9 protein-coding genes are annotated in these 12,384 nt (G+C 56.2%); 7 read left to right on the forward strand and 2 right to left on the reverse strand.

The genetic code is table 11. The features are described 5' to 3' along the window. Position 1: 1 nt before the first annotated feature. The 5 genes from sapB (at position 2) to Q3V30_RS10940 (ending at position 5,029) form a co-directional block, all read left to right on the forward strand. On the forward strand, positions 2–967 hold the full coding sequence (sapB, locus tag Q3V30_RS10920) for a putrescine export ABC transporter permease SapB (RefSeq protein WP_306205535.1): 966 nt from the start codon (positions 2–4) through the stop codon (positions 965–967). After that, positions 954–1,844, forward strand: a complete 891-nt coding sequence (sapC, locus tag Q3V30_RS10925) for a putrescine export ABC transporter permease SapC (RefSeq protein ID WP_306205537.1) — start codon at positions 954–956, stop codon at positions 1,842–1,844. The genes sapB and sapC overlap by 14 nt, the downstream gene beginning before the upstream one ends. Next, positions 1,845–2,837: a putrescine export ABC transporter ATP-binding protein SapD gene (gene sapD, locus Q3V30_RS10930; protein WP_306205539.1), complete on the forward strand. Its 993-nt coding sequence runs from the start codon at positions 1,845–1,847 to the stop codon at positions 2,835–2,837. Beyond that, positions 2,837–3,643, forward strand: a complete 807-nt coding sequence (sapF, locus tag Q3V30_RS10935; RefSeq protein WP_306205541.1) for a putrescine export ABC transporter ATP-binding protein SapF — start codon at positions 2,837–2,839, stop codon at positions 3,641–3,643. The genes sapD and sapF overlap by 1 nt, the downstream gene beginning before the upstream one ends. A 228-nt stretch (positions 3,644–3,871) precedes the next feature. Next, positions 3,872–5,029, forward strand: a complete 1,158-nt coding sequence (locus tag Q3V30_RS10940; RefSeq protein WP_306205543.1) for a CMD domain-containing protein — start codon at positions 3,872–3,874, stop codon at positions 5,027–5,029. 7 nt (positions 5,030–5,036) lie between these two features. On the opposite strand, the gene Q3V30_RS10945 is transcribed toward Q3V30_RS10940, so the two are convergent. Next, positions 5,037–5,948 carry a LysR family transcriptional regulator gene (locus Q3V30_RS10945; RefSeq protein ID WP_306205545.1) on the reverse strand — a complete coding sequence of 304 codons (912 nt, stop codon included), beginning with the start codon at positions 5,946–5,948 and terminating at the stop codon, positions 5,037–5,039. Between the two features lie 144 nt (positions 5,949–6,092). Continuing rightward, positions 6,093–7,640, reverse strand: coding sequence for a PTS transporter subunit EIIC (locus Q3V30_RS10950; RefSeq protein ID WP_428979262.1), 1,548 nt, complete (start codon positions 7,638–7,640; stop codon positions 6,093–6,095). Between the two features lie 286 nt (positions 7,641–7,926). On the opposite strand from Q3V30_RS10950, the gene Q3V30_RS10955 reads away from it, so the two are divergent. Together Q3V30_RS10955 and Q3V30_RS10960 are read left to right on the forward strand one after the other, a co-directional pair. Further along, the gene (locus tag Q3V30_RS10955) at positions 7,927–10,236 is read left to right on the forward strand and encodes an FdhF/YdeP family oxidoreductase (protein ID WP_306205549.1); all 2,310 of its coding nucleotides are present in this window, start codon (positions 7,927–7,929) and stop codon (positions 10,234–10,236) included. A 115-nt stretch (positions 10,237–10,351) separates the two neighbouring features. Further along, positions 10,352–12,292 (forward strand): exoribonuclease II, encoded by a 1,941-nt coding sequence (locus Q3V30_RS10960; protein ID WP_306205552.1) that lies wholly within the window; start codon positions 10,352–10,354, stop codon positions 12,290–12,292. The last annotated feature ends 92 nt before the right edge of the window (positions 12,293–12,384 follow it).

Here is a 12,384-nt window from a genome sequence, read left to right on the forward strand (position 1 = left end):
CATGGTGATTTATACGCTGCGCCGTCTGGTGCTGTGGCTGGTGACGCTCTTTATGCTGACGCTGGTTGGCTTCAGCCTGAGTTATTTCACCCCGCACGCGCCCCTGCAGGGGGCGTCGCTGACCGATGCTTTTCTCTTCTGGTATCAGGGCGTATTTCAACTGGACTTTGGCGTCTCCAGTATTAACGGTGAGCCTATTCTGGGGCAAATTCGTGAAGTGTTTCCCGCCACGCTTGAGCTGTGCATCATGGCGTTTGTGCTGGCGATGGCGACAGGCATTCCGCTGGGCATAGCGGCTGGCGTAATGCGCAACAAATGGCAGGACAAAGCGATCAGCGCCCTCGCCCTTCTGGGCTTCTCCATGCCGGTCTTCTGGCTGGCGCTGCTGCTCACGCTCTTCTTTTCGCTGAACCTGGGGTGGCTGCCCGTTTCCGGTCGCTTCGATCTGCTCTATCCGGTCAAAAACATCACCGGTTTTGCCCTGATCGATGCGTGGCTGAGCCACTCCCCCTGGCGTCATGAGATGATGATAAGCGCCCTGATGCACCTGGTCTTACCGGTGACGGCGCTCGCCGTGGCGCCCACCACCGAAGTGGTCCGCCTGCTGCGCATCAGTACCCGCGAGGTAATGGAGCAAAACTATATCAAAGCTGCCGCCACTCGAGGCCTGTCGCGCTTTACGGTTATTCGCAGACACGTGCTGCACAATGCCCTGCCTCCGGTTATTCCGCGTCTGGGGTTACAGTTTTCCACCATGTTGACGCTGGCGATGATCACGGAAGTGGTTTTCAGCTGGCCAGGCCTGGGGCGCTGGCTGGTGGATGCCATCCGCCAGCAGGATTACGCGGCCATTTCAGCGGGCGTGATGGTAGTGGGTAGCCTGGTGATCACCGTTAATGTTCTCGCCGATATCCTGGGCGCCATGATGACGCCGCTGAAACATAAGGAGTGGTATGCCCGTCGATAATATCTATGCCGAGAAGCGGCTGCCCAGCACGTTACGCAATGCCTGGCGGCTGTTTTATCGCGACACGTCAGCGATGGTGGGCTTCTATGCCTTTATTGCCCTGCTGCTGGTCTGCATCTTTGGCCGGTTACTGGCGCCCTACGGGCTGGATCAGCAGTTTCTTGGCTATCAACTGCTGCCGCCTTCCTGGTCACGCTATGGCGATGTTTCTTTCTTCCTGGGCACTGACGACCTGGGACGGGATATTCTCAGCCGGTTAGTGAGCGGAGCCCTGCCAACCGTGGGTTCAGCGATCCTGATCACATTTTTTGCCGCTCTCTGTGCCATGATTTTAGGTGTCTTTGCCGGACTGACGCGGGGGCTGCGCTCCGCGCTTCTTAATCACGTGCTGGATACGATACTCTCGATCCCTTCGCTGCTGCTGGCGATCATTGTGGTGGCGTTTCTGGGGCCGCGGCTGGAGCATGCCCTGCTCGCCGTCTGGCTGGCGATTATTCCGCGCCTGGTGCGCGCTATCTATACGGCAGTGCATGATGAGCTGGAGAAAGATTATGTGATCGCTGCCCGGCTGGATGGGGCCAGCAGCCTGAATATTCTCTGGTATGCGGTGCTGCCGAACATTCTTGCTCTGCTGGTTTCAGAGTTCACCCGGGCGCTGTCGATGGCCATTCTCGATATCGCGGCGCTGGGCTTTCTTGATCTGGGTGCCCAGCTTCCTTCTCCGGAGTGGGGAGCCATGCTGGGGGATGCGCTGGAACTGATTTATGTGGCGCCCTGGACAGTTATGCTGCCCGGCGCGGCTATCATGCTTAGCGTGCTGATTGTTAATCTGTTAGGTGACGGCATACGCCGGGCCATTGTTGCGGGAGTGGAATAGATGCCGCTGCTTGATATACGTAATCTGACCATAGAATTCATGACCGCAGACGGTCCGGTTAAGGCTGTGGATCGCGTCAATATCACGCTGGCGGACGGTGAAATCCGCGGTCTGGTTGGCGAATCAGGCTCAGGAAAGAGCCTGATTGCCAAAGCCATTTGCGGCGTCACCAAAGATAACTGGCGCGTCACCGCTGACCGCATGCGCTTTAATGATATCGACCTGCTTCATCTTACGCCGCGCGAACGACGTAAAATTATTGGCCACAATGTGTCGATGATTTTTCAGGAGCCGCAATCCTGCCTGGATCCTTCAGAAAATATTGGTAAGCAGCTGGTGCAGGCTATTCCCGGCTGGACCTACAAAGGCCGCTGGTATCAGCGGTTCCGCTGGCGTTACCGCCGCGCCATTGAGCTGCTGCACCGCGTCGGGATCAAAGATCATAAAGATATTATGGGCAGCTATCCCTACGAGCTGACCGATGGTGAATGCCAGAAAGTGATGATCGCCATTGCGCTGGCAAATCAGCCGCGCCTGTTGATTGCTGATGAACCGACCAATGCAATGGAACCCACCACTCAGGCGCAGATATTCCGCCTGCTGGCGCGTCTGAATCAGAACAATAACACCACCATCCTGCTGATCAGCCACGATTTGCAGATGCTCAGCCACTGGGCCGACCGCATCAACGTTATGTATTGCGGACAGACGGTGGAAACGGCGCGCAGTGAAGATCTGATTGTGGCTCCGCATCACCCTTATACACAGGCGTTGATCCGTGCGATGCCTGATTTTGGCCGCTCTATGCCGCATAAAAGCCGCCTGAACACGCTGCCGGGCGCGATTCCGTCACTGGAACATTTGCCCATCGGCTGTCGCCTGGGGCCTCGCTGCCCTTATGCTCAGAAAAAGTGTACCGAAACGCCCCGCCTGGCCGGACCGAAAACGCACCTGTTTGCCTGCCACTTCCCGCTTAACATGGAGAGTTCGTAATGATTGAAACGCTGCTGGAAGTGCGCAACCTCAGTAAGACGTTTCGCTACCGCACCGGCCTGTTTCGTCGCCAGCATGTTGAGGCGGTAAAAGAAGTGAGCTTTATGCTGCGGGAAAAGCAAACGCTGGCGATTATTGGTGAGAACGGCTCCGGCAAATCCACGCTGGCAAAAATGCTGAGCGGCATGATTGAACCCAGCGCTGGCGGTATTCTGATCGACGATCATCCTCTGCAGTATGGCGATTATGGCTACCGCAGCCAGCGGATCAGGATGATTTTTCAGGATCCCTCCACCTCGCTTAACCCTCGCCAGCGCATCAGTCAGATACTCGATTTTCCGCTGCGGCTGAACACCGACCTGACAGCAGAGGAGCGGGAAAAACGGATTATCGCCACGCTGCGCCAGGTGGGGCTGCTGCGCGATCACGCCGCCTATTATCCGCATATGCTCGCCCCCGGCCAGAAACAGCGCGTTGGCCTGGCCCGCGCCCTGATACTGCAGCCAAAAGTGATCATTGCCGATGAGGCGATGGCCTCGCTGGATATGTCGATGCGTTCTCAGTTAATCAATCTGATGCTGGAGTTGCAGGAGAAGCACGGCATTGCCTACATCTATGTTACCCAGCATCTGGGCATGATGAAGCACATCAGCGATCAGGTCATTGTGATGCACCAGGGCGAAGTGGTGGAGCGCGGCAGTACGGCCGATGTGCTGGCCAGCCCGCTGCATGAGCTTACCAAAAGGTTGATCAACAGCCACTTCGGCGAGGCGTTAACGGCTGACGCGTGGCGTAAGGATGGCTGAACTTCCGCTAAGCTTTGCCAGAACCGTACAAAAGTGGCTCTTTTGCCTGGGGTTTCAGCAAATCATGGCGTAAAGAGTGTCGTTAGACCATTCCGCTATGTGTTAGCACCGATCATTCTTTCATTCACTTCTTACCATGGGCGAGGATAGGGAAAATCTTAAGGCCCGCTAATCCGCCGATTTTCTCTTTTTCGCTCGGCTGGCCGGTAAACTTGAAAAGGAACGATCATGGAACAGCGCCGTTTTCCCGGCAACAGCCACTGGTATCATGAAACGCAATCGACCCTGACGCCGCATGCCGCTCCGCTGTTTCCTGAAGCGGCAGAGATTGAAGACCGCTTTCTGCTGGGACTTGCGCAGCAGTACCAGAGTGAGCTGCGACAGACCCTGCTGCAAACCCAGCCAGCCATGCTGGCATCGCGTGATTTGTATCAGCTATTATTACCCCAGCAGCTCACCACCAGCAAAACCCATACCCTGACTCTTTACGATCGCCTGAGTACCGCCTTAACCGTAGCGCAGGTAACGGGCATTCAGCGGCTGTGCAATCATTATGCTGCCCGCCTGAATCCGTTACCGGGGCCGGACTCCACCCGCGAGAGTAATCGTCGTCTGACCCAAATCACTGAATATGCCCGCCAGCTTGCGAGCCAACCCACGCTGATTGACGAAGCCGCCCTGTCGCGTCTTGATGATGTGGGGTTAACGCCCCCGGATATCATTACCTTCCATCAGCTCATTGGTTTTGTCAGCTACCAGGCGCGCACAGTCGCCGGGATGAATGCGTTGCTGGCGCTGCCGGTGCGCTGGATCCCGGGCGTGACCTTGCCGGAGGATGCCCACCAGGCCTGTTTCGGGTCAGCCTCGCCCTGGCGTCCATTGCTGCCACCGGTAGAGTTACGCTACGCCTCCGAAAACCAGATCGAAGCGCTGGCCTGGTGTCAGCCTCTGCCACTGCCCGACCACTGCGCCTGGCTACTGGCGCATGATGGCCAGACCCTGTATGGCTGGGCCAGCCTGCTCAATGCCCTGAAAGAGAGCACTGACTCTGCTGAAGCACGCCTTGCCGCGGCTGTGGCAGCAAGGATCAATGGCAGCCCGGTCTGTTTTGCCGCCTCTGCTGAGGGTGAGATGGGGGAAGCGCTGCTGGCAGGTGTTGATGAAGCGTTGTCACTGGCTACGGCCAGACAAAAGGCGATTATTCACTGTGCCGCCCAGCTCACTCGCTCCCCTGAACGGTTCAGCGCAGCGCATCTTCAGCCGTTAAAAGAGGCGGGCTTCAGCGATAAAATGGTGTTTACGCTGCTGCAAAGTACCGCCCTTGCGAGCTGGAGCAATCGGCTGATGCATGCGCTGGGATCAACTCAGCCACAAGAGAGCGCCTGAGCGCTCATCACTTAACGGCCTGCCCTTCGCTAAGCCAGCGGCGAACCTCGTCAAAGAAGTGTTGTGACAGGGGCGTCGCCCTGCCGGGTTCCGCGATCACCAGCGCAGCCTGACGCGACATCGGCTCGATGGAAAGCGTCCGGCTCTGCAGCTCGGGCGCCATTCCCGGCAGCAGATGCCCGGTTGGCGAAATCAGACAGCCCAGCCCGACCTGCGTTGCCTGAACTAACTGGAACACCGAAGTGGTTTCCAGGATCACCCGCAGCCTGACCTCGGCCTCTCGAAAATGCGTATCGAGATAACGCCGGAAATAGCGGGTCTGTTCCGCAAGGCAGAGTGGGATCTCCTGCAAACTTTCCAGCGCCAGCGCCCCTTCTCCCACGAGCTGCGGAAAATGGTGCGGATGAAACATCACTTCAACACCATGATCCTGCAGCGGTTCAGCCTGAAAATGGAGTTCGCGCAGCGTAGCCAGTTCAAAAAAGCCGATGCCGACATCGACGGTATGGCTGTTCAGAGCTTCCAGCAGCTGATCGGCGCTGAGCACGGCAACCCGGTAATCAAGCTGGGGATAGCGGTCGCTGATCGCTTTTAACATCAGCGGCAGTGAGATGCTGCACTGCGGCACCACGCCAATGCGCAGCGTGCCGTTGACGCCATGCTTGAGCGACTCCACTTCCAGCTTCAGCCCCTGATAAACAGAGACAATCTCTCTGGCCCATGAGAGAACACGTTCCCCTTCCGCCGTGAAGCCGTCAAAGTTGTTGCTGCGGTTGATCAGCGACAGCCCCAGTTCACGCTCGAGGTTTTTCAGCCGCATCGACAGCGTAGGCTGACTGACGAAACTCGCCTCCGCGGCGCGGCCGAAATGGCGTTCGCGCTCAAGGTTGCACAGGTAAATAAGCTGTTTTATATCCATAATTCTATTACGTTAACCCGCTTTGCCACAGGGTTGGTGACCCGCTGCAGACTACAGACAATTCTGTATCCTGTCATGGTGTCTTCCTGCGCTCTTCACACCATGAGCTTTGCAATGCCGCTTAGTCACTGTTATCGGCAGAGATCAGGCTACGCCCAGTGCCATTTTCACGTCGTTAGCGATTTTCTCGACCTGCGGGCCATAAATTACCTGCACATCGTGGTCGCTGACGCGGTTTACACCGTTGGCACCGGTGGTCATCAGGGTCTGGTCCACGACCTCTTTCATCTCCTTCACCCTGACCCGCAGGCGGGTAAAGCAGCAATCGACGTCCTCTATATTGGCCTCGCCCCCAAGCCCGCTGATAATGACCTGCGTACGATCGTCGGCGGAAACCGTTTTTTGCTGGCTTTCCACCTCTTCACTCTCCCTGCCTGGCGTTTCAACGCGCATCCGGGTAATCACAAATTTAAAGCCGTAGTAGTAAACGGGGAGATAGATCAGCCCTAGCACCAGGCTCCACCACCACTGCGTTTTACTGCCGCCTAAAATGCCGAACACCACCAGATCAATTGCGCCGCCCTGCACGTTACCAATCATCAGATGCAGCATGGACATCAGCATAAATGAGAGGCCGCTGAGCACGGCATGCATCAGATAGAGAACGGGCGAGACAAAGATAAAGCAGAATTCCAGCGGCTCGGTAATACCGGTGGTAAATGAGGTTAATGCTCCCGCAAGCACCAATGCTTTCACCCGCTGCTTATGTTCCGGTCTGGCCGTGTGATAGATAGCCAGTGCGGCGGCAGGAAGGCCAAACATCATTACCGGGATTTTGCCCTGGGCCAGAAACTGCGTGGCGTTTCTGACCGTTTCGTCCGGAATAGAGCCGGGATGCGTTAACGCACTGTTGAAGATGTTCAGCGCGCCCACAATGGTCTGGTTATCTACCGTAGCAATACCGCCAATGGGGGTGAACCGTACCGTTTCGTTCAGAATATGATGCAACCCGGTCGGGATCAGCAGGCGTTCGCTGGTACCGTAAAGAAACGCGCCATATTGCCCACTTTTGCCGATCAGTTCGCCCACCCAGGCGATGCCGGCGCCGATAGCGGGCCAGATCATAGCCAGCAGCACCCCCACCAGCGGCAGAACCAGAACCGTGACAATCGGCACAAAGCGGCGGCCGCCAAAGAAGCTGATCGCCGTGGGCAACTGCGTAGTATAAAAGCGGTTATGGATAACTACCGTCAGCAGCCCCGCTATCACCCCGCCCAGCACGCTCATGTTGTAGGTGAAGATCCCCAGCATCTCGATATATTCGGCAGAGGTCATCATCGCCGCCGTCTGCGCCATTCCTTTCGCCTGTAGCGCTTCCGGGGTGGTTGTTGCGGCGGTCAGTCCCTGCGCGGCCAGCGTGGCGCTGACGCCCACGTGCATGGCGATAAACCCTATCACCGCAGCAAAGGCGGCCGTCGGCTTCTCCGCTTTCGCCAGCCCGATAGCGCTGGCCACGGCAAAGAACAGCGGAAGATTGGCAAAAAGCGCCCCGGCGACTTTACGAATAAAGCCAATAATCAGCTGCGGCGTCTGCAGACTGGCAAAGGCTTCTCCGGTGATGGCCGGGTTTTGCATGGCAGCGGCCACGCCCAGGAAGATACCGGCGGCGGCGATAACTGAAATCGGCATCATCAGCGCCTTACCAAAAGCATGAATTTTGCTGGCGAATTCTTTCACGGGCACCTCGGGCTGGGATAAGAAAGCCTAATTATTAGCCAGCTCTGCCTGCGCGGCCTGGTAATTACAGATCGTCATGAGCAATTCTTTGAGCAACCTCACGCTTTTGCGATAAACAGCGCTTATCGCACCATTAAACCAATCAATTAGACAATTTTTTTACCAGGTTGCAGACTAATCCTACAAAAGAAGTCATAACTTCTTAACATATCAAAAACAATTACATTACCTGCGAAGCAATATGAAATTTAAAACTGCAATTAAGCCATACCAGGCAGCCGCCGGCGGCTGGGGTTCTCTTGAAGCGACTACCCGTTTCGTCTTCGACAGCAAACAAGTTCTGAAAAATATGCGCAACCTGATGCGCATGAATAAAGCTAAAGGTTTTGACTGCCCGGGCTGTGCCTGGGGCGATGATAATAAAAGTACCTTCAGCTTCTGTGAAAACGGCGCCAAAGCGGTGACCTGGGAAGCAACGCGTCGCTTTGTCGATGCGAGCTTCTTTGCGAAATACAGCGTCTCTGCGCTTTATCAGCAAAGCGATTACTTCCTGGAATATCAGGGACGCCTCACCGAACCGCTGCGCTATAACCGTGAAACCGATCATTACGAACCCATCAGCTGGGATGAAGCTTTCGGGCTGATTGCTAAGCACATCAAGGCGATGGACAATCCCGATCAGATGGAGCTTTATACCTCCGGTCGCGCCAGTAATGAAGCTTCCTGGCTCTATCAGCTTTTTGGCCGCATGAACGGCAGCAACAACTTCCCTGACTGCTCAAATATGTGTCATGAAGCGAGCGGTGCCGGCCTCAAGCGCAGCATTGGCGTGGGCAAAGGCACCATCCGTCTGGATGACTTCGACCATGCGGATGCCATTTTCGTCTTTGGTCAGAACCCCGGCACTAACCACCCACGCATGCTGCACAGCCTGCGTCACGCGGCCGATCACGGTGCGAAAATTGTTACCTTCAACACCCTTCGCGAACGTGGCCTGGAGCGTTTTGCCGATCCGCAAAAGCCGCTTGAAGTCGTTACCAGTAAAGCAGGCACCATCAGCTCAACCTACTACCAGCCAAATCTCGGTGGAGATATGGCCGCCGTGCGAGGCATGGTGAAAGCCCTGAACCAGTCGCACAAAGAGCTGGTTGCTGCGGGTCAGAAAGGCCTGTTTGACGAAGTGTTTATCAATGCGAAAACCGAGGGGATGGAAGCCTATCTCGCTGCCGTTGAGGCAACGGAATGGTCGCAGATTGAGCAGCAGTCTGGCCTCTCCGAGGAGCAACTGCGTGAAGCAGCCGCCATTTACCAGAGCGCTGAGCGTGTGATTTGTACCTGGGCAATGGGCATTACTCAGCATAAACACTCTGTTGATACCGTGCGTGAGATCGTTAACCTTCAGCTGCTGTTTGGTCAGTTAGGCAAGAAAGGCGCAGGCCTCTGCCCTGTTCGCGGCCACAGTAACGTGCAGGGCAACCGCACGATGGGTATTGATGAGAAGCCTACTCAGGCCTTCCTGGATAACCTGGCTAACCATTTCGGCTTTGAACCACCTCGCGCCGTTGGTCACAATACGGTTGAAGCGCTGGAAGCGATGCTGCGTGACGAAATCAAAGTGCTGATTGCGCTCGGCGGAAACCTGGCTGCAGCAGCACCAGACAGCCCTCGTACCGAAGAAGCGCTGCGCCGCTGTGGCCTGACCGTGCAGATCAGTACCAAACTCAACCGCAGCCATCTCTGCCCGGGTGCCGTTGATGCGCTGATCCTGCCGACCCTGGGCCGTACCGAACAGGATATTCAGGCCAGCGGTCCACAGTTCATCACCGTTGAAGACTCCTTCAGCATGGTTCACGCTTCTGAAGGCGTGGGCAAACCTATTGCAGATACGCAGCGCTCTGAAACCGCTATTGTGGCCGGTATTGCCAATGCGGTGTTGGGCAACGAGAAGCTGGACTGGCTGGCGCTGGCTGCGGATTACAATAAAATCCGTGACCATATTGCCGCAACCATTCCTGGCTTCAGTGATTTCAACGCAAAATGCGATATCAAAGGTGGTTTCTACCTGGGTAACGCGGCGGCTGAGTTCCGTTTCAATACCCTGAACAACAAGGCGCAGTTCAGCAGCGCCCGCCTGCCGGACTCTCTGTTCCCGCAGCTTGGCGATGTGGAAGTGCCTTTCACGCTGCAAACGCTGCGTTCTCACGACCAGTACAACACCACCATTTACGGCCTTGATGACCGTTATCGTGGCGTGTATGGCCAGCGTGAAGTGCTGTTTATTCACCCGGAAGATATGGAGAAGCTGGGCTTTGCCGCCGGGGATGATGTGGATATTGAAACGCTATGGAATGACGGCATCACCCGTAAAGTCTTCGGCTTCAAGCTGGTGCCTTACAACATTCCCAAGGGCAACCTTGCCGCATACTATCCCGAAACCAACCCGCTGGTTCCTCTCTCCAGCTTCGGTGACGGCAGCGGAACGCCAACCTCTAAATCAGTGCCGGTAAAGGTCACCCTTTCGGAAGTAAAACCAGGCCTGCGGATCGCCTGATCTTAAGCGTTAACTGTTGTAAACAAAGCCGGGTTTCCCGGCTTTTTACTTGCCGCGAGGCGGTTAATCGCGTAAAACTGTCTGCCGCTCTTAGGCCACGAAAACTGTTGAGATTATGTTCCAGGATAACCCGCTGCTCGCGCAGCTCAAAGAGAAACTCCACTCCCAGACGCCGCGTGTTGAAGGGGTAGTGAAAGGCACCGAGAAAGGCTTTGGCTTCCTGGAAGTCGATGCACAAAAAAGTTACTTCATTCCACCGCCATTCATGAAAAAAGTGATGCATGGCGATCGCGTGGTTGCGGTGCTGCAAACCGATAAAGATCGTGAAGTTGCCGATCCGGAAAAGCTGATTGAACCTTTTCTGACGCGTTTTGTTGGCCGCGTGCAACGCAAAGATGACCGCCTCTCTATCGTTCCCGATCATCCGCTGTTGAAAGATGCTATCCAGTGTCGTGCTGACCGCAACGTCACGCATGATTTTCAGGCTGGCGACTGGGCCGTGGCCGAGATGCGTCGTCATCCGCTCAAGGGTGACCGCACCTTTTACGCTGAACTCACCGCCTTTATTACCACTGCCGACGATCACCTTGCGCCGTGGTGGGTTACGCTTTCCCGTCACAATCTGGAGCGTGAAGCGCCAGAAGCGGCGACCGGTGAAATGCTGGACGAGCAGTTAGAGCGTGAAGATCTTACGGCTCTGGAGTTTGTCACCATCGACAGCGCCAGTACCGAAGATATGGACGATGCGCTCTATGTGGAAGAGACCGCAGAGGGTGAACTCCGCCTGACCATTGCTATCGCCGATCCCACAGCTTATGTGGCAGCGGGAAGCGCACTGGACGCTATCGCAGCAGAGCGCTCATTCACCAACTACCTGCCCGGCTTTAATATCCCGATGCTGCCTCGTCAGCTGTCGGACGATATCTGTTCGCTGCGCCCGAACGAGCGTCGCCCCGTACTGGCCTGCCGCGTCAACGTAGCCGCCGACGGCACGCTGAGCAAAGAGATCCACTTCTTTGCCGCATGGATTGAGTCGAAAGCGAAGCTGGCCTACGACAACGTTTCCGACTGGCTGGAAACCGACGGCAAAAGTGACTGGCAGCCGGAAAATGAGGCTATTGCCAGCCAAATCCGTCTGCTGCACCGCCTCTGTCTGGCGCGCAGCGAGTGGCGTCAGAGCCATGCGCTGGTCTTCAAAGACCGCCCTGATTTCCGCTTCCTGCTGGGAGAAAAAGGTGAAGTGCTGGATATCATTGCTGAGCACCGCCGCATTGCTAACCGCATTGTGGAAGAAGCGATGATTACCGCCAACATCTGTGCCGCCACCGTGCTGCGGGAGAAGCTGGGCTTCGGTGTCTATAACATCCATCTGGGCTTTGATGCCGAGAAAGCTGAACTGGCTGCCGCCATGCTGGCAAATCACGGCCTGAAGGTGGATCCGCTGGCTATCGCTACGCTGGCTGGTTTCCGCGAGCTGCGCCGCGAGCTGGATGCCCAGCCGACGCAGTTCCTGGACAGCCGCATTCGCCGTTTCCAGTCGTTCGCTGAAATCAGCATCGAGCCAGGCCCGCACTTTGGCCTGGGTCTGGAAGCCTATGCCACCTGGACCTCGCCGATCCGTAAGTATGGCGATATGATCAACCATCGCCTGCTGAAATCGATGATCAAAGGTGAAGCAGCCGCCCGTCCGCAGGATGAGATCACGGTGAAAATGGGCGAACGTCGCCGTCTGAACCGTATGGCCGAGCGTGACGTGGGCGACTGGCTCTACTCACGTTTCCTGCAGAGTTCTGCCGGTACCGATCGCCGCTTTAATGCCGAAGTCATTGATGTCTCCCGCGGCGGTATGCGCGTCCGTCTGACGGACAACGGTGCGGTAGCCTTTATCCCTGCTCCCTTCATTCATGCCGTACGTGATGAACTGGTTTGCAGCCAGGAGAACGGCACCGTGCAGATCAAGGGCGAGGTGGTTTACCGTGTCACTGACCTGATTGAAGTCACTATTGCGGAAGTCCGTATGGAAACCCGCAGCGTCGTGGCTCGTCCGGTAGCATAACGTTTTATCAGGCGGGATAACTCTGCTTATCCCGCCTTCTCTCTTCTCAGCGAAAAAACGCTTCTTGCCTCACACTTCTCTCTGTCTTCGCT

Source organism: Erwinia pyri, from assembly GCF_030758455.1.
GTDB lineage: Bacteria > Pseudomonadota > Gammaproteobacteria > Enterobacterales > Enterobacteriaceae > Erwinia > Erwinia pyri.

What these genes read in the sequence shown, in the direction of transcription:
- sapB (WP_306205535.1), top strand. Translation starts at nt 2, where the DNA reads ATGGTGATTTATACGCTGCGCCGTCTGGTGCTGTGGCTGGTGACGCTC.
- sapC (WP_306205537.1), top strand. Translation starts at nt 954, where the DNA reads ATGCCCGTCGATAATATCTATGCCGAGAAGCGGCTGCCCAGCACGTTA.
- sapD (WP_306205539.1), top strand. Translation starts at nt 1,845, where the DNA reads ATGCCGCTGCTTGATATACGTAATCTGACCATAGAATTCATGACCGCA.
- sapF (WP_306205541.1), top strand. Translation starts at nt 2,837, where the DNA reads ATGATTGAAACGCTGCTGGAAGTGCGCAACCTCAGTAAGACGTTTCGC.
- Q3V30_RS10940 (WP_306205543.1), top strand. Translation starts at nt 3,872, where the DNA reads ATGGAACAGCGCCGTTTTCCCGGCAACAGCCACTGGTATCATGAAACG.
- Q3V30_RS10945 (WP_306205545.1), bottom strand. Translation starts at nt 5,948, where the DNA reads ATGGATATAAAACAGCTTATTTACCTGTGCAACCTTGAGCGCGAACGC.
- Q3V30_RS10950 (WP_428979262.1), bottom strand. Translation starts at nt 7,640, where the DNA reads ATGATGCCGATTTCAGTTATCGCCGCCGCCGGTATCTTCCTGGGCGTG.
- Q3V30_RS10955 (WP_306205549.1), top strand. Translation starts at nt 7,927, where the DNA reads ATGAAATTTAAAACTGCAATTAAGCCATACCAGGCAGCCGCCGGCGGC.
- Q3V30_RS10960 (WP_306205552.1), top strand. Translation starts at nt 10,352, where the DNA reads ATGTTCCAGGATAACCCGCTGCTCGCGCAGCTCAAAGAGAAACTCCAC.